18 protein-coding genes and 1 other RNA gene are annotated in these 16,175 nt (G+C 63.9%); 5 read left to right on the top strand and 14 right to left on the bottom strand.

The window, feature by feature from the left end:
• Positions 1–20: 20 nt before the first annotated feature.
• From modB to V5B40_RS00335, 3 genes are read left to right on the top strand one after another with little or no spacing between them, the layout of a single operon-like run.
• On the top strand, positions 21–683 hold the full coding sequence (gene modB / locus V5B40_RS00345; RefSeq protein ID WP_332353217.1) for a molybdate ABC transporter permease subunit: 663 nt from the start codon (positions 21–23) through the stop codon (positions 681–683).
• Positions 680–1,441, top strand: a complete 762-nt coding sequence (locus V5B40_RS00340) for a sulfate/molybdate ABC transporter ATP-binding protein (RefSeq protein WP_332352595.1) — start codon at positions 680–682, stop codon at positions 1,439–1,441. Before modB ends, V5B40_RS00340 begins: the two co-directional genes overlap by 4 nt.
• Positions 1,407–1,823 carry a hypothetical protein gene (locus V5B40_RS00335; protein WP_332352594.1) on the top strand — a complete coding sequence of 139 codons (417 nt, stop codon included), beginning with the start codon at positions 1,407–1,409 and terminating at the stop codon, positions 1,821–1,823. Before V5B40_RS00340 ends, V5B40_RS00335 begins: the two co-directional genes overlap by 35 nt.
• Before the next feature lie 104 nt (positions 1,824–1,927).
• On the opposite strand, the gene V5B40_RS00330 is transcribed toward V5B40_RS00335, so the two are convergent.
• The 14 genes from V5B40_RS00330 to V5B40_RS00265 form a co-directional block, all read right to left on the bottom strand.
• Complete coding sequence (locus V5B40_RS00330) at positions 1,928–2,371, bottom strand: ClpXP protease specificity-enhancing factor (protein WP_332352593.1); 444 nt, start codon at positions 2,369–2,371, stop codon at positions 1,928–1,930.
• A 78-nt stretch (positions 2,372–2,449) separates the two neighbouring features.
• Complete coding sequence (locus V5B40_RS00325) at positions 2,450–3,046, bottom strand: glutathione S-transferase N-terminal domain-containing protein (protein ID WP_169067159.1); 597 nt, start codon at positions 3,044–3,046, stop codon at positions 2,450–2,452.
• Between the two features lie 224 nt (positions 3,047–3,270).
• The gene (locus tag V5B40_RS00320) at positions 3,271–3,981 is read right to left on the bottom strand and encodes a cytochrome c1 (RefSeq protein WP_332352592.1); all 711 of its coding nucleotides are present in this window, start codon (positions 3,979–3,981) and stop codon (positions 3,271–3,273) included.
• Positions 3,982–3,994: 13 nt separating this feature from the next.
• On the bottom strand, positions 3,995–5,314 hold the full coding sequence (locus V5B40_RS00315) for a cytochrome b (RefSeq protein ID WP_332352591.1): 1,320 nt from the start codon (positions 5,312–5,314) through the stop codon (positions 3,995–3,997).
• 3 nt (positions 5,315–5,317) lie between these two features.
• Entirely contained in the window at positions 5,318–5,914 is a 597-nt protein-coding gene (petA, locus tag V5B40_RS00310) for a ubiquinol-cytochrome c reductase iron-sulfur subunit (protein ID WP_332352590.1), read from the bottom strand.
• A gap of 204 nt (positions 5,915–6,118) precedes the next feature.
• A complete protein-coding gene (gene recR / locus V5B40_RS00305; RefSeq protein ID WP_169067154.1) occupies positions 6,119–6,721 on the bottom strand; it encodes a recombination mediator RecR in 603 nt (200 codons plus the stop codon).
• The gene (locus tag V5B40_RS00300; RefSeq protein ID WP_332352589.1) at positions 6,721–7,044 is read right to left on the bottom strand and encodes a YbaB/EbfC family nucleoid-associated protein; all 324 of its coding nucleotides are present in this window, start codon (positions 7,042–7,044) and stop codon (positions 6,721–6,723) included. The genes recR and V5B40_RS00300 overlap by 1 nt, the downstream gene beginning before the upstream one ends.
• 29 nt (positions 7,045–7,073) lie before the next feature.
• Positions 7,074–8,792, bottom strand: a complete 1,719-nt coding sequence (dnaX, locus tag V5B40_RS00295) for a DNA polymerase III subunit gamma/tau (protein WP_332352588.1) — start codon at positions 8,790–8,792, stop codon at positions 7,074–7,076.
• A 165-nt stretch (positions 8,793–8,957) separates the two neighbouring features.
• Positions 8,958–9,056, bottom strand: an RNA gene (gene ffs, locus V5B40_RS00290) — signal recognition particle sRNA small type.
• An 18-nt stretch (positions 9,057–9,074) separates the two neighbouring features.
• The gene (locus tag V5B40_RS00285) at positions 9,075–9,356 is read right to left on the bottom strand and encodes a hypothetical protein (RefSeq protein ID WP_332352587.1); all 282 of its coding nucleotides are present in this window, start codon (positions 9,354–9,356) and stop codon (positions 9,075–9,077) included.
• Positions 9,357–9,371: 15 nt separating this feature from the next.
• Entirely contained in the window at positions 9,372–9,626 is a 255-nt protein-coding gene (thiS, locus tag V5B40_RS00280; protein WP_332353216.1) for a sulfur carrier protein ThiS, read from the bottom strand.
• Positions 9,627–9,649: 23 nt separating this feature from the next.
• Complete coding sequence (locus tag V5B40_RS00275; RefSeq protein WP_332353215.1) at positions 9,650–10,897, bottom strand: NAD(P)/FAD-dependent oxidoreductase; 1,248 nt, start codon at positions 10,895–10,897, stop codon at positions 9,650–9,652.
• A gap of 4 nt (positions 10,898–10,901) precedes the next feature.
• Entirely contained in the window at positions 10,902–12,749 is a 1,848-nt protein-coding gene (locus V5B40_RS00270; RefSeq protein WP_332352586.1) for an aldehyde ferredoxin oxidoreductase family protein, read from the bottom strand.
• Positions 12,750–12,761: 12 nt separating this feature from the next.
• Complete coding sequence (locus V5B40_RS00265; RefSeq protein WP_046531634.1) at positions 12,762–13,235, bottom strand: 4Fe-4S dicluster domain-containing protein; 474 nt, start codon at positions 13,233–13,235, stop codon at positions 12,762–12,764.
• Between the two features lie 508 nt (positions 13,236–13,743).
• Between V5B40_RS00265 and V5B40_RS00260 the strand changes: the two genes are divergently transcribed.
• Together V5B40_RS00260 and V5B40_RS00255 are read left to right on the top strand one after the other, a co-directional pair.
• Positions 13,744–15,027, top strand: a complete 1,284-nt coding sequence (locus V5B40_RS00260; protein WP_332352585.1) for a DUF3422 family protein — start codon at positions 13,744–13,746, stop codon at positions 15,025–15,027.
• A 57-nt stretch (positions 15,028–15,084) separates the two neighbouring features.
• Positions 15,085–16,125, top strand: coding sequence for a GSU2403 family nucleotidyltransferase fold protein (locus V5B40_RS00255; RefSeq protein WP_332352584.1), 1,041 nt, complete (start codon positions 15,085–15,087; stop codon positions 16,123–16,125).
• Positions 16,126–16,175 lie beyond the last annotated feature (50 nt).

Here is a 16,175-nt window from a genome sequence, read left to right as displayed (position 1 = left end):
TGAGCGCGGCGATCGCCGTGATTGATTGGCAGGCGCTCTCGCTGTCGCTGCAACTGGCCACAGCCACGGCACTCTTGCTGCTGCCCTTGGCGATCTGGCTGGCGCGCCTGCTGGCCTGGTCGCAGTTTCGCCACCAGGCGGCGCTCGAGGCGGCGATCCTGTTGCCGCTGGTGTTGCCACCGACGGTTCTCGGCTACTACCTGCTGCTCGGTTTCGGCGGCGCTTCGCCTCTTGGCCAGGCCTACCACGCGCTCACCGGGCGGGCGCTGGTGTTCAGCTTCGACGGCCTGCTCGCCGCTTCGCTGATCTTCAACCTGCCCTTTGCCGTACAGCCGATGCAGCGTTCCTTCGCCGCCATCCCGCGCGAAGTGCGCGAAGCGGCGTGGGTCTCCGGGCTGTCGCGCTGGCAGACCTTTCTGCGCATCGAAGTGCCGCTGGCCTGGCCGGGAATCGCCGCCGCGCTGGCGCTGACTTTCGCGCACACCCTCGGCGAGTTCGGCGTCGTGCTGATGGTCGGCGGCAGCCTGCCCGGCGAGACCAAGACCATCGCCATCGCCATCTACGATCAGGCGCAGGCGTTCAACGATTCGGCGGCGGCCGGCATGTCGGCGCTGTTGTTGGCCTTGTCCTTCGTTGCCGTGCTGCTGGTCAGTCGCCTCGGTCGTTCGGTGCTGCGCCGGTGAAGCTCGTCGCCCGCCTCGAACAGAGCGCGCCGATACCGCTGGCCGCCGACATCGCCTGCGACAGTGGCGAGTTGCTGGCGCTGGTCGGCCCTTCGGGCAGCGGCAAATCGACCATTCTGCGCTGCCTCGCCGGCCTGCACCGGCCGTCAGGCGGCAGCGTGCGCTGCGGCGACGAAACCTGGTTCGACGCCAGCCGCGGCGTCGATGTCTCGCCGCAGCAGCGGCGTGTCGGCTTCGTCTTCCAGCACTACGCGCTGTTTCCGCACCTCAGCGCGCTGGCCAACGTGATGGTCGCGCTGCAGCACCTGCCGACGCGCGAGCGCGCCGCGCAAGCGCGCCACTGGCTGGCGCGCAGCAAGCTCGAAGGCCTGGAAACGCGCCGCCCGGCCGAGCTCTCCGGCGGCCAGCAACAACGCGTGGCGATCGCCCGCGCGCTGGCGCGCGAACCGCAGGTGCTGCTGCTCGACGAACCCTTCTCGGCGCTTGATCAAGTGACGCGCCGCAAACTGCTGCGGCAGCTGATCGAATTGCGGCGCTCGCTGGCCATCCCGATCATTCTGGTTACTCACGATCTCGAGGAAGCAGCGCTGCTCGCCGACAGCATGACCGTCCTGCATCACGGCCACACGCTGCAGACCGCCGCCCCAGACGAACTGCTGGCACGACCAGGCGAGCGCGCTGGTCGCGCGCCTGACCGATCAGCCGAACCTCTTCGGCGCTACGGTGCGCGCAGTCGCCGGCCACCGACACGACGCTGATCGACTGGCTGGGGCAGCCGCTGCAAGCCAGCCATCACGCCGCTTCGCCGTCGGCGACCGCGTCTGCTGGGTGCTTCCCGAAGCCGGCGTGATTCTCGTACGCGACCACCAGGCCGATCGCGAGAACACCTTCGCCGCGACCGTCAGCGAGCGACTCGCCTGGCGCGGACATGCGACGGTGACCGCGCGCATCGCCGACCGCCGCGACGCGGCGCTGTCCTTCGCCATTGGCACCGCGGTCGCACAGCGGCGCGGTATCGTCCCCGGCGCTCGTATCGCGCTGCAGTTGCAGAAGGCCGCCATCTGTCTGACTCCCGCCGATCCGGCGATCGGCACCCACGGCAGCATCAACGCCGACCCCACCGGAGAGCTCCGCAAATGAACGAGCGCTCATCGCGAGCCGACATCCTGGCGCGCGTTCGCGCCGCGCTACAGCATGATCCGGCGTCCGCCGAGGAACGCCAGGCGATCAAGTGGAGCCTACGCCTACTTGACGCGCTGCAGCTTCGCCCGACCGGCAGGTGGCGGAGGAGTCTTCGGCGGCTCAGGCTCGCCGTCCCGGCCGGGAGCAGCGGTGCTGCCTTCCGGTTCAGCGACAGCCCCTGCAGGCTCCGGCTCGAAGGCCATGCCGCCACCGTTTTCACGGGCGTAAATGGCGGCAACGTTGCCGATCGGCACCAGCAGGTCGCGCGCGACGCCGCCGAAGCGGGCCTGGAAAGTGATGACGTCGTTGCCGATCTCAAGGCGTGCGGTCGCTTCGTAGTCGAGATTGAGGACGATCTGGCCATCGCGAACATGTTCCATCGGCACGCGCGTGCGCGCGTCTACGCTCACCGCGAGGTAGGGGGTGAAGCCGTTGTCGGTGCACCATTGGTGGATGGCGCGAATCAGATAGGGTTTCGTCGACGGCAGATCCAAGTTCGTTCCCATGCAAAGTGATCGACAAAGGCAGGGCGGCGGCGGACGCCACCGGCGAACGGCAACGCCCTGTGCAGTCCGTGCTGCGCGCTACTTGCGCATCGCTTTTTCGGAGGGCGTCAGCGCATCGATGAAGCCCTGACGGCTGAAGATGCGCTCGCCGTACTTCAAAAGCGGCAAGGCAGTTTTCGAAAGTTCGATGCCGTAGTGGTCGAGCCGCCAGAGCAGCGGCGCGATGGCCACGTCGAGCATCGAGAACTCTTCGCCGAGCATGTGCTTCTGCTTGACGAATACCGGCGACATCTCGGTGAGACGGTCGCGGATCTGCTGGCGAGCGCGATCGGCTGTCTTGCCATTTTTCTCGAGAGGCTCGATATAGGCGAAAACTTCGCGCTCCATGGTGATCAGCAGTTGCCGCGCCCGTGCCCGCATGATGGGGTCGGCGGGCATCAACTGCGGATGCGGAAAGCGCTCGTCGATGTACTCGTTGATGATGTTCGGCTCATAGAGGATGAGGTCCCGCTCGACAAGGACCGGCACACGACCGTAGGGGTTGATGATGGCGATCTCTTCGGCTTTGGCGAAGAGATCGACATCGATCACCTGGAAATCCATGCCTTTTTCGTAGAGCACAATTCGGCAACGGTGACTGAACGGGCAGGTGCTTCCCGAATAGAGATTCATCATGATCAATACCCTTAATGTGGAAGTTGCGTACGCAACTCACGAATCTCCCTTCGCCCCCTGCGGGAGAAGGGCCAGGGGAAGAGGGGGACGGTCATGACCTTCATGATCTTGGGTATCTCGACATGTCATGACCGCTAAAAACGAATCGGCATCGCGGCGGGAGCGAGCGCTTGTCGCGCCCTCGCCGGCGATGCCGTAGCCCGAAACGCGGCGTTATGCTTCAGTTACTTGATGTCTTTCCAGTAATTCTTCTTCATCTTGTAGGCGAAGCCGAAGAGAACCAGGAGGTAGGCCAGGACACCGAAACCGAGTTGCTTGCGAAAACCGGCATCCGGCTCCGCCGCCCAGACCAGGAAGCCAACCAGATCGGCAACGGTCTTGTCGTACTCGGCGGGCGTTTGCGTGCCGGGAGTGGCCAGCTCGAGATGGTGATCGCTATTCAGGACCTGTATCCCCTGCAACTGCCAAAGAGCGTGCGGCATGCCAACGTTCTCGAAAACCAGGTTGTTCCAACCGGTCGGCCGCTTTTCGTCGCGGTAGAACGAGCGCAGATAGGTGTACAACCAGTCGGCACCGCTACCGTCCTCGGAAGCACGCGCGCGGGCGACCAGAGACAGATCGGGCGGCGTCGCTCCGAACCAGATTTTCTGCTCGGCAGGGCGGGCGGCAACGCGCATCTTCTCGCCGATCTTGTCAGCCGTAAACAAGAGGTGATCCTTGATCTCCTGCTCGGAAAGGCCGATCTCGGTCAGACGGTTGTAGCGGACAAAGCTCAAGCCGTGGCAGTTCATACAGTAGTTGACAAACGTCCTGGCGCCACTTTGCAGCGCGGCATTGTCGCGCTGCGCCTCCGGTGCCTTGTCAAGATGAAGAGCGGCGCCGCTGGCAAAGGCAATGGCCGGAGCGACGAGCAATGCAGTGAGCAATTTTTTCATTTTGTGCTTTCCTTTACATCGTCACGCGATCAGGTTCCGGCTTGTACTTGTCGATCTTCGACCACCACGGCATGGTCAGGAAGAAGAGGAAGTAGTACAGGCTGAGAAGCTGCGCCACCGGAGCACCGGGAATGACGCCGAAGAAAGCGTAGGACGGTGCTTTCGTGCCAAGGAAGCCAAGGATGAAAAAGGAGATCACGAAGATCGTCAGCAGGGTCTTGAAGATCGGACCACGATAACGGATCGACTTGACCGGGCTACGGTCCAGCCACGGCAGGAAGGCCAGGATCACGACACCGCCACCCATCGCCACGACACCCCAGAACTTGGCGTCGATGCCGAACAGCGGCCAAACCATCGCCCGCAGAAGCGAGTAGTAAGGCGTGAAGTACCAGACCGGGGCGATGTGCGCCGGCGTCTTCAGCGGATCGGCGGGGAGGAAGTTGTTGTACTCGAGGAAGTAGCCACCGCCTTCGGGAGCGAAGAAGACGATGATCGAGAAGACCATCAGGAAGACCACCACACCGACGATATCCTTCACCGAGTAATAGGGGTGGAAAGGGATGCCGTCGAGCGGTATGCCTTCGGGGGTCGTGCGTTTCTTGATTTCGACGCCGTCCGGGTTGTTCGAACCGACTTCATGCAGCGCCAGGATGTGCGCGGCCACGAGGCCGAGAAGCACCAGGGGCACGGCAATGACGTGGAAGGAGAAGAAGCGGTTGAGCGTAGCATCGCCGACGACGAAATCGCCGCGAATCCAGATCGACAGCGGCTCGCCGACCAGCGGGATGGCCGAGAAGAGGTTGACGATCACCTGTGCGCCCCAGAAGGACATTTGTCCCCAGGGTAGCAGGTAGCCCATGAAGGCTTCGGCCATCAGGCACAGAAAGAGCAGTGTGCCAAAGACCCAGATCAGCTCGCGCGGCTGCCGATAGGAACCGTAAAGCATGCCACGGAACATGTGCAGGTAAACAACCAGGAAGAAGGCCGAGGCCCCGGTCGAGTGCATGTAGCGGACCAACCACCCCCAGGGCACATCGCGCATGATGTATTCGACGCTGGCGAAAGCGATCGGAATACCATCGGCGTTGAGCGAGGCGTCTGGCTTGTAGTGCATGACCAGGAAGATGCCGGTAACGATCTGGATGACCAGCACCAACATCGCCAGCGAGCCGAAGAAATACCAGAAGTTGAAGTTTTTCGGTGCGTAGTACTCGGAGAGGTGGCCGCGCCACATCGACGTCGCCGGGAAGCGGGCGTCGAACCACTCCAGCAGATTGCCCTGCAGGGAACCGTCCGACTTGTATTTCTCGAAGTTGGTATTCGATGCCATCGCTTAGGCTCCCTTCTTGTGTTCACCAATGAGAATGCGCGTGTCCGACAAATACATGTGCGGCGGCACCTCAAGGTTGGTTGGTGCCGGCTGGCTCTTGTAGACGCGGCCGGCAAAGTCGAAGTGGGAACCGTGGCAGGGACACAGGAAACCGCCGACCCAGTCGGCAGCCATGCCGTCTGCCGGACCATGCTTGAATTTTGCCGAAGGCGAGCAACCGAGGTGAGTGCAGATGCCGACGACGACCATGTACTCGGGCTTGATCGAGCGCGTCTCGTTCTTGCAATACTCCGGCTGCATGTCCTTTTCGGAGTTGGGGTCGGCCATCTGGTCGTTGAGCTCGGGTAGCGTCTCGAGCATCGGCTTGTTGCGGTTGATGATCCACACCGGTTTGCCTCGCCACTCGACGGTCATCATCTGACCGAGTTCGAGGTTGCCGACATCGACTTCGACCGGCGCGCCGGCTGCCTTGGCCCGCTCGGATGGCAGCATGCTGGACAGGAAAGGTACCAGCGCGACCAGCGCCCCCGCCCCGCCAACGGCCGCGGTCGCGACGACCAGTCGCCGCCTTCCGCAGTCCACTTTGCTCTCATTGCTCATAGCGCTGATCCCTAGCACGTAATGGAAAGTTGGTACGAACTAAACCGCGGCATTATACGCTAAAGTCGATGCAGAGAAAATTTGCCGGCTGGCCCGGACTGCTATCGGCGCGGCGCTTCCGGCAGCGAGTGCGCAGAAGTGTCGGCCCTGGTCGACGGCGCACTCAGCGCCGGTGCGGGTGCCGCCCGGCAGCCGCCCGGCCGTCTACGAGACAAGCGGGCGGCGCTCGCGCAGGGCCTGCGCCAGCGTTCCCGCATCGACGTATTCGAGCTCGCCGCCCACCGGCACCCCGCGCGCGATGCGCGAGACGCTGACGCCGCGGCTTTTGAGCATTTCCGAAAGGTAGTGGGCGGTCGCTTCGCCTTCGTTGGTGAAATTGGTGGCGATGATCACTTCGCGCACCACACCATCGCTGGCGCGCGCCAGCAGGCGTTCGAGGTGCAACTCGCCGGGGCCGATGCCGTCGAGCGGCGAAACGCGCCCCATGAGCACGTAGTACAGCCCCGCATAGGCGTGCGTCTGCTCCATCATGTTCATGTCGATCGGCGTTTCGACGACACAGAGCTGGCTGGCATCGCGCTTGCTCGACAGGCAGCGAACACAGATTTCGGACTCGGTGAGCGTGTTACAGCGCTGACAGTGGCGCAGGGCGCCAAGCGCCCGCTGCAACGCATCGGCCAGACGCCCGGCACCGGCTCGCTCGTTCTGCAACAGGTGGTAGGCCATGCGTTGAGCCGACTTCGGCCCAACGCCTGGCAAACAACGCAAAGCCTCGATCAGCGCTTCGAGACTCGACGGAGCATTCATCAGAAAGGCAGTTTCATCCCGGGCGGCAGATTGAGCCCTGCGGAGAAACCGGACATGCGCTCCTGAGAGAGCTCCTCGGCGCGCCGTATGCCGTCGTTGAGCGCGGCCGCAACCAGGTCTTCGAGCATTTCCTTGTCGTCCATCACCGACGGATCGATGCTCACCCGACGGACATTGTGGTTGCAGGTCATCAAGATCTTGACCATGCCGGCGCCGGACTGGCCTTCGACTTCAAGCTGGGCCAGCTCGTCCTGCGCCTTCTTCATGTTCTCCTGCATCTGCTGAGCCTGTTTCATCAGGCCGGCGATTCCGCCTTTCATCATCTTTGTTGCCTCGCTCTGGGGTAGGGGGTTTAAACGGGTTTTATGGAAGATTCGATCAGGGTGGCGTCGAACATCTCGATCACCTCGCGGACAAAGCCGTCCTGCTCCACCGCCGCGATTGCGCGATCCTGGCGCTGACGACGGTCGCGCTGCGCGCTCGCCGCCGGCGTCTCGCCAGTCGTGGCTTCGAGTTCGATAGCCAACTGCAAGGGGCCGCCAAAACGCTCGGCCAGCAACTGCTGCAGCTTGTCCTGTGCGGGTTTCATGAGCAGGTGGCGATGTGCTGGGGCGAGACGAAGGATGATTCGCCCCGCCTGCAATTCGCGCAGTTCGCAGTGCTGGGCCAGTTCGCGGGCCATGCCGCCGACCTTGAGTGTGGCCAGGATTTCGTGCCAGTCGCCGGTAGTCGCTGGCGTGGGTGGCGGCGACACGGCGACGGCCACGGCAGCTGTTGCGATCGGTGCCGCCGGCACAACGGCCGCCGGCGCTTCGCTTGCTGCCGCCGGGGCTGCTCGGGCGAGCGCAGCGGAGCTTGACGACAAGGCGGGCGACGCAGCGCGTGGCACGGCACGCGATGCTGACGCCGGCGAGGGGCTCGCGGCCGAACGCTCAGCGCGGGTCACGGGGATCGCGCGCGGGCGAGCAGGGGAATCGTCGCTGGCCAGCGCCGGGCGGAAAGCGTGCAGGCGCAACAGGGTCATGACAAAACCGGCCTGCTCGTCAGGCGCCAGAGGCAGTTCGCGGCGACCATGGATGGCAATCTGGTAGGCAAGCTGCACGAACTCGGGGTCGAGAGCGGCCGCCAGCTCCTCGATGCGCAGTCGCTCGGGCAGGTCCTCGGCAATCGCTTGCGGCGCCAGCTGGGCGATCTGCAGGCGAGTGAACAGGGCAGCCATTTCCTGAAGGGCGGCGTCGAAGGACAGGCTACGTGCTGCCATCTCGTCGGCCACCTGCAACATCGCCGCGGCATCGCCGGCCAGCAAGGCGCCGACAATCGACAACAGGTGATCGAGATCAACGGCACCGAGCATCTCGCGCACCTGCACTTCCTCGACCTTGCCGGAACCATGCGCGATCGCCTGATCGAGCAGCGACAGCGCGTCACGCATGCTGCCGGCGGCCGAGCGGGCCAGCAACTGCAGCGCTCCACCTTCGGCGCTGATCGCCTCGGCTTCGAGGACCTGCTTGAGGTGGCCGGCAATCAGCGGCTGCGTCATTTGCTTGAGGTTGAACTGCAGGCAGCGCGACAGAACGGTCACCGGAATCTTCTGCGGGTCGGTGGTCGCCAGGATGAACTTGACGTGCTCCGGCGGCTCTTCGAGCGTCTTCAGCATGGCATTGAACGCCGAATTCGAGAGCATGTGCACTTCGTCGATGACATAGACCTTGAAGCGACCACGTGTCGGCGCGTACACCGCATTCTCGAGCAGCTCGCGCATCTCGTCGACCTTGGTGTTGGTCGCCGCGTCCACTTCGAGCAGATCGACGAAACGCCCGCTGTCGATTTCCTGGCACGCCGAACAGATGCCGCAGGGCGTGGCGCTGACGCCGGTCTCGCAATTGAGGGCCTTGGCCAGGATCCTGGCCAGCGTCGTCTTGCCGACGCCACGGGTACCGGTAAACAGATACGCGTGGTGCAAGCGCTGCGAGGTCAGCGCGTGCGTCAGTGCCCGCACCACGTGTTCCTGGCCAACCAGGCTGGCGAAGCTTCGTGGGCGCCATTTGCGCGCCAGGACTTGGTAACTCATGAGCGGATTCTAGCAGATGGCACTGACCACTCCGGCAGCAGCAATGGACGGAAGCTGACGATTTGCGACCTGCAGAAACGGGGGCATGAGCGGAAGCCTGCGGAGGCTGGAGAAGCGGAAGAAGCGACGCAGAACGCGACAAAACAAGCGCCAGGCAGAAATGAAGGTGGCGAGCCTTACCCCCGGCACTCACATAAGACGGCTGTGGCTGCTTCCTTCCGGACCTGACCAGGTTGACCATCCTGCGATGCGGGGAGACCCGCCACGAAGAATGCTATCACATCAGCCGCCGCCACGTCGGAAATGGCGCTGAAAGTCGTCGATGAAAGCGGCCTGCTGTTCGGCACTGGCTCCCGAGAATTCGATCGCTACGTCGAGACGCGGCAACTGCAGGATGCCGACCTGCAGGGCCGGCAGAGGACGGCAGCGGATGTCGACGCTGCGCTCGCCCTGTTGCAGATGCCAACAGCCGTCGGCCGGCTGCTGCACCAGCCAGTCAGGCAGCAGCGGTTGCAGCTGGCGCTCGAACTCGGGCAGCGCCAGAGTCATCGCGAATTGCGGCACCAGCGGTCCACAGGCCTAACCGCCGGCGATCGGCGGCCAGATGGCCAGCACATCGCCGGCGATCAGCGCGCGCTCAGCACGCGCTTGCGGGGGAATGAACTCGCCATTGAGGAGGACCAGATGCACCAGACGCGGCGGCAGCGCCCAGGTGGCGATCAGCGCAGCGACGGTGGTCTGCTCGGGAACGTCGAGAGCGACGGCATTGCTTCGCCGCGCTTCGGCAGGCAGATAATCCGAAAGAAAGGCGTACAGCTTGAGGGTGATCGGCATGGGCGCGGGTCTGGCGATGGGCATTACTGCGTCGCCGCCAAACCCTTGGCGAGGTAGGCTTCACTGAGCAGCAGCGGGTTGGCCAGCAAACGCGCTTTCCAGTCGCCGAGGCGAACCCGCCCCTGAATCAGGCCGCGCAGGACGCCGATGTTCTCGCTGTGACCAATGCTGTTGGCGCCGACCAGTTGCTCGCCGTCGAAAACCAGCCGCAGATAGCGGTACTCCGCTTCGTCGAGCAATTGCGCCGAGCTGCAACCGGGAAACTCCTGCCACTGCCCGAAGGAAGCGGAGATCAGGCCCATGGTGTCGAGGACGTTGAAGACGAAGGTGCCGGGCAGGGCTGCCGACTGGCCGGCCATGTTCAAGGCGGCAATGCGCGCCTGCTCGACGGCGTCGGGCTGAATGGCATTGACGACGCGGCGACCGGTGCCAAACTCGACCGCTTCGGCGACATCGCCGGCGGCATAAATGCCGGCGACGCTGGTCTGCATCGAGTCATCGACAAGGATGCCGATATCGACAGCGACCCCGCTGCCGGCGAGGAAATCGACGTTCGGCTTGACGCCGGTGGCATTGATCAGGGCGTCAACCTCGACGCTCTCGCCGTCATCGAGCGTGACCCGCAAGGCCTCGCCGGCGGGCTCGATCGAAACCACCCGCCGGCCGGTTTTGACCAGCACACCTTTTCCCTCGCACCAGCGACGAATCATCGCCCCGGCCACCTCGTCCATCATGCGCGGCACCATGCGCTCGCCCATTTCGACGACCGTCAGCTGCGGGCCGCGCGCGGCCAGCGACTCCAGAATGATGCAACCGATGAAGCCAGCGCCCATCTGCAGAACGCGCGCCCCCGGGGCGACCGCCGCGGCAATGCGGCGCGCATCGGCCAGGGTCCAGCACGACAGCACCTGCGGCAGGTCGATACCGGGGATCGGGGGACGTACCGGATGCGCGCCGGTGGCGATCAACAGCTTGTCCCAGGCAAGCGTGCTGCCGTCGGCCAGGGTGACCGTCTGCTGCCCGGCGTCGAGTCCGGCAACGCACCCGTGCAGCAACTGGATGCGCAAGCGCTCGAAGTGATCGGCATCCTTGCGCAGATAGGTGCCGGGCTCGGCGATCTTGCCGCTCAGCAGGTAGGGAATCGCCATCCGCGAGTAGGGCGGCTCGGCTTCGTCGCCGATCAGCGTGATTTCGGCCTGCGCATCGGCGCGGCGCAGCGTCTCGGCGGCAACGACCCCGGCCGGGCCGTTGCCGATGATCAGGTGCCTGATCACTTCACAGACCCAGGCGCGAGCGGGTGGCCGCCGTCGGCACGCCCTCGGGGGTCCAGCCGCGCAGGCTGTAGTACTCGGGAAGCATCTTGCCGATTTCGGCGACCATGCCTTTCGAACCGCCGGTCTTGCACGGTTCGTTGAGCAGCCGCGGCGGCAGGGTATCGTCCTTGCCGGTGATTCCCGCAGCGAGGTTGAAGTCGCGTTCAAGATTCCAGATGCGCTCGCCCATCTGCAACAGCGAATCCTGCGACCAGTCGCCTTCGCAGGCCGCCTGAATCTGCGGCTGGATGTCGTTCATGGTCCACGCGAAGGTGGTGAACACGCACAGGCCACTCGAATCGACGACCGCGGTCGCATCCTGGAACGCCTTCAGCATTTCCGGCTTGCCGGCGGTTTCCCTGGGGTCGGTCTTGACCGGGATGCCGAACACTTCGCTGGAAACCGTGTAACCGCGCAGATGGCAGGCGCCGCGGTTCGAGGTCGCGTAGGCCAGCCCCATGCCTTGCAGGGCGCGCCCGTCGTAGGCCGGGAACTCCTGCCCCTTGACGGTCATCGACAGCTCGGGCTTGCCGTACCTGGCACACACCCGCTTCGATCCCTGGCCGAGGATTTTCCCGAAGCCTTCGCCACGCGCCGTCATTTCAGCCAGTTTGCACAGCGCTTCGGCGGAGCCGAAAGGCACCTCAAGGCCGATTTCTTCCTTGCTCAGGATGCCCAGGTCGTAAAGCTCCATGACCGCGCCGACGGTGGCGCCGAAGGAAATCGGGTCCATGCCGTCTTCGTTGCACAGCAGATTGGCGAATTGCAGCGCTTCGAGATCATCGACGCCGTTGGCGCTACCGAGCGCCCAGGCGGCTTCGTACTCGAGACCGCCGTTGGCGCCCCAGTACTCGGGCCTGGTTTCCACGGAAAAATGGCTTTCGTCGATGCGCGAAATCCGCCCACAGGCGATGGTGCAGCCAAAACAGGCCTGATTGGTGACCAGATGCGCGCGGCCATCGCTGGCGCGTTTCTCGTGCATCGCTTCGGCGGAGATCTTGCGTGCGCCTTCGAACTCGACGTCACGATGGTTGCGCGTCGGCAAAGCGCCCATTTCGTTGATCACGTTCATCAGCACCTGCGTACCGTAGGTCGGCAGGCCCTGGCCGGTGACCGCGTTCTCGGCGAGCACTTTCTTGCCGGCGGTCGCTGCCGCCATGAAAGCCTTGGGATCAGCGATGTTGCCGACACCACGCGTGCCACGCACGGCGATCGCCTTGAGATTCTTCGAGCCCATCACCGCACCCACGCCGGAGCGACCGGCGGCGCGATGCAAGTCGTTCACGATAGCCGCGAAAAGAACCTGATTTTCTCCCGCGCGACCGATGCTCGAAACGCGCAGCAGGGGATCCTGGTGACGCTTCTTGAGCGTCGCCTCGGTCGACCAGACGGTCGTTCCCCAGAGGTCGTCCGCCGGCAGCAGCTCGGCGCGTTCGTTCTCGATATGCAGATAGACCGGCGTCGGCGACTTGCCTTCGACGATGATCATGTCCCAGCCGGCGAACTTCAGCTCGGCCCCGAAGAAGCCGCCCGAGTTCGAACAGGCGATCACCCCGGTCAAGGGTCCCTTGGTGACCACCGAATAGCGGCCGCCGGTCGAGGCCATGGTTCCGGTCAGCGGCCCGGTGGCGTAGATGACCTTGTTCTCTGGCGACAGCGGGTCCACCCTGGGGTCGATTTCACTGACCAGATACTTGCTGGCCAGCCCACGTTGCCCGAGGTACTGGGCCGCCCACTCCATATTCAGCGCTTCGCTGCTGCAGCTGCCCTGGGTGAGGTTGATGCGAAGAATCTTGCGAGTCCATGCCATGGTCGTTTCTCCTCAAACCCGTGCCGCACTATCGGTCTTCTGCGCCCATTTGCGCATCCGCTCGAGGCCGGTCCAGTCGCTGTCGATATAGGTGATGGCGTCCGTCGGACAGGCGTCGGCACAGGCCGGGTCGCCGCCGCAGAGGTCGCATTTCTGGACCTTGCCGGTTTCGTGGCTGTAATTGACCGTGCCGAATGGGCAGGCAATGGTGCACACCTTGCAGCCGACGCAGACCGCGTCCAGCACCACTTTGGCGCCGGTCGTGGCGTCGATCTTGATCGCCTCGACCGGACAGGCGTTGAGACACCAGGCTTCGGCGCACTGGGTGCAGGTGTAGGGAACCTTGCGGCCTTCGTGGTGAAAATCGAAAACTTTGATCAATGACCGCGACGGGTTGAAAGCCCCGGTGTGCTCATACGAGCAGGCCATTTCACACTGCAGGCAGCCGGTGCATTTGCCCGGGTCGATGTGCAAGGATTTCTGCATGACGTCTCCTCTATGAACAGATCAATGAGATTCTGCTGAACGACGCCGCAGTCTTCTCTCCCGCTGCGACTGACTCATCACTATAGGCAATAGCGAACACTTATAAAAGTTGCGCTGCAGCAATTTGGCGACGGGGGCGCTTGGCAAGCTCGGATGGCCATGGCGCAATGCGTTGCCACGCCCGGGCAGCCGGCCGGGCAGCGGGGCAAATCCTGGCATTGCATCTTTGGCCTCGTATAATCACGCAGTTGCAACGCTGGCAGATCACTGGCGGCGAACGTCCTGGCGTGACGCAGGCGCAGACTTTCCCTGCGCGCCAGCATTGCATGTGCGCTCGCAACAACTACGCTGTAAAAATCCGACCACGCATTGCCACAGGCATGATGCAACGGCCATTACTTCGTTGCTGCTTTGCAGCATGGCAAGGTCAACGGATGCCGGTGCGAGACGTTAGAGTGAGCATTGGCGTAAATCCGCCAGCCCTTCCGCCAACAAACAAAGGACTCATGTGACGAAACCTAGCAATCACCCGCTGCGCTTTGCGCTCAACTATGAGCTGCATGCCCGCCCCCCGGAAGCGCTGAGCATCCCCGAGCAGGCCTCGTATCTGGCGCTGGCCACCGACCCGGCGAACAGGCAAGCCGAATACGAAAGCATCGTCGAGCTATGCACGCGCTACGGCGTCACTGCGCCGGCACCGGAAGTCAATCACTTCAAGGTCGATCTTGGCACCTTCCGACTCAAGTGGGAGCGGCGCGCCGAGTGCAGCAGCTACACTTTCTTTCGCCAGGGCGAGTCCGGCGAGCCCTTCGCCCAGCCGGTAATCGCCAGCGTCCCCCGGGCCTGGCTCGACCAGCTGCCGGGGCAGGTGCTGGTGGCAGCGCACGTCGCGCTACGCAAGGCACCGGCGGCAACGCCCGACAGCGAGGAACTGGCCAGCCTGTTTGACGGCAACCCGCTCGTCGGCGGCCGCGTCGGCGACGGCGTCGCCAGCGTGCGCGCCGACTTCCGCATCCACGCAGACGGCTTCAGCCGCTTCCTGATCGACGACATCAGCCTCACCCCGCGCCAGGCGGGACGAATGGTGCAGCGCTTGCTGGAAGTGGAAACCTATCTGATGCGCGCTCTGCTCACCCTCCCGGTGGCCAGGAGCACCTTGCCGGTGCTGGCCGATGCCGACCGCCAGCTCTCGGAGCTCCTCAACGAGATGGTTGAGGTCAGAAGTGAGGACGAACCCGCCCTCCTCGACCGGCTGACGCGGCTTGCCGCGGTCGTCGAAGGCACCATTTCGTCCACCCTGGGCCGGATTTGCGCGGCACGTGCCTACCAGGACCTGGTCGAACGCCGCCTTGCCGAACTGCGGGAAGTGCGTGTGGAAGGCGTGCAACCAATCGGCGAGTTTGTCGAACGCCGCCTGCGGCCGGCGATGAGCACCTGCGAAACCGTGGCCAGGCTCCAGGACAGCCTCTCGGAACGGATCAGTCGCGCCAGCGAAATGTTGCGCACGCGTGTCGACATCGCCTTGCAGCGGCAGAACCAGGCGCTGCTCAGCACCGCTGCACACCGCGCGAAACTGCAGTTGCGCCTGCAGGAAACGGTGGAAGGCTTGTCGGTGGCCGCGGTCAGCTACTACGTGGTCGGCCTGGTCGGCTACGCGGCCAAGGCCGTCAAGGCGGCGGGCGCACCGGTCAATCCGGAAATCGTCACCGGGATCGCGATTCCGATCGTTGTCGTCGTTGCGGCGCTCGGCGTTCGCCACATACGCCAACTGGTGCAGCGCGCAGTCAGTTGACGCGTGTTTGCTGTACCCACTACTCTTATGCGTTGACGGATACTCGGCAAACCTCCCATGCCCACACTGTACCGCCCCCATCTACCCGCCCTGACCGTGCTTCTTGCCGACTTGGAAAATCACGCCCGCGCGCAGTCCAGGGTGTTCGTCGGCACGGCCGGGAGCGTACTGGAGCGTAGCAATGCTGATGGGTTTCGCTTTTACGCCCACCAGTTCTACGACGGCGACGGCAAGAAGCGGGAGCGTTACCTGGCTGGCCCCGTTGGAAGCTCCGCAGCAGATTCGCTGGCCCAGGCTCTGCGGCTGGCCATTACCGACACCAAAGCCGCTACGATCTCACTGCGGCTTCTGGGGCGGGAAGGCTTTGCACTGGTCAATGCCAAGACCTACGCGACCCTGGCCAGCCTGTACAACCACGGCGTATTTCAGGCGGGAGGGGTACTCATCGGCTCGCATGCCTACGGCCTGCTCCTGAACCAACTCGGTGCGGCCGGTGCTCCCTATGCCACGGAAGACATAGACATTGCCCGGCGGGAGAAACTGGCCTTTCCCGCACTTCCAGAAGCCAGTTTCCTGGAGATGCTGCAGTCCACCGGGATTCCCTTCATCGAAGTACCGCAGCTGGATGCTCGGCAGCCGTCCACCTCGTTTAAGGAAAGGGGCAGAAGCCGTTTCCATGTGGATCTGCTGGTACCGTCCGCCGGGGAAGATTTTCAGGTGGTAGCGGTGCCTGAACTGCAAGCTCACGCCACGGCTTTGCCCTACCTGGGTTATCTTCTGGCCGATTCACAAATGAGTCTGTTGATGGCGAGGGAAGGCTGCTGCATGGTGCGCGTGCCCTTGCCCGAGCGCTTTGCCCTGCACAAGCTGATGGTGTCCCAGCTGCGCACAAATCGGGGGGGCCAGTCGGAAAAGGACCGTTTCCAGGCCGCGGTCCTTCTTGCCGTGCTTGGGGAAAACCATCCCGGGGCCATCGAGGAGGCATGGCGACGAGTCCCCGTGTCCATCCTCGCTCGCCTCCGATCTGCCGTTGCCCAGATACGGCACCTGCTGGAGCCAGAGCACGTTCGCGCCTGGGAAGAGCTCAACCCGGAATAGTCGCCGCTCAAGCAGTCGCCTCCCACTCTGTAAAAGTCGCGCGAGCGACT

It is taken from the genome of Candidatus Accumulibacter meliphilus, assembly GCF_036625345.1.
Classification (GTDB): Bacteria; Pseudomonadota; Gammaproteobacteria; order Burkholderiales; family Rhodocyclaceae; genus Accumulibacter; species Accumulibacter meliphilus.
The sequence above is the reverse complement of the archived record's forward strand: the minus strand, read 5'-3'. Positions and strand labels throughout refer to the sequence as shown.

Excerpts from the sequence above, each read along its gene's own strand:
- dnaX (WP_332352588.1), bottom strand. The coding sequence starts at position 8,792 with ATGAGTTACCAAGTCCTGGCGCGCAAATGGCGCCCACGAAGCTTCGCC.
- V5B40_RS00265 (WP_046531634.1), bottom strand. The coding sequence starts at position 13,235 with ATGCAGAAATCCTTGCACATCGACCCGGGCAAATGCACCGGCTGCCTG.
- V5B40_RS00270 (WP_332352586.1), bottom strand. The coding sequence starts at position 12,749 with ATGGCATGGACTCGCAAGATTCTTCGCATCAACCTCACCCAGGGCAGC.
- V5B40_RS00330 (WP_332352593.1), bottom strand. The coding sequence starts at position 2,371 with ATGGGAACGAACTTGGATCTGCCGTCGACGAAACCCTATCTGATTCGC.
- V5B40_RS00320 (WP_332352592.1), bottom strand. The coding sequence starts at position 3,981 with ATGAAAAAATTGCTCACTGCATTGCTCGTCGCTCCGGCCATTGCCTTT.
- V5B40_RS00255 (WP_332352584.1), top strand. The coding sequence starts at position 15,085 with ATGCCCACACTGTACCGCCCCCATCTACCCGCCCTGACCGTGCTTCTT.
- thiS (WP_332353216.1), bottom strand. The coding sequence starts at position 9,626 with ATGCCGATCACCCTCAAGCTGTACGCCTTTCTTTCGGATTATCTGCCT.
- V5B40_RS00315 (WP_332352591.1), bottom strand. The coding sequence starts at position 5,314 with ATGGCATCGAATACCAACTTCGAGAAATACAAGTCGGACGGTTCCCTG.
- petA (WP_332352590.1), bottom strand. The coding sequence starts at position 5,914 with ATGAGCAATGAGAGCAAAGTGGACTGCGGAAGGCGGCGACTGGTCGTC.
- recR (WP_169067154.1), bottom strand. The coding sequence starts at position 6,721 with ATGAATGCTCCGTCGAGTCTCGAAGCGCTGATCGAGGCTTTGCGTTGT.
- V5B40_RS00325 (WP_169067159.1), bottom strand. The coding sequence starts at position 3,046 with ATGATGAATCTCTATTCGGGAAGCACCTGCCCGTTCAGTCACCGTTGC.
- V5B40_RS00300 (WP_332352589.1), bottom strand. The coding sequence starts at position 7,044 with ATGATGAAAGGCGGAATCGCCGGCCTGATGAAACAGGCTCAGCAGATG.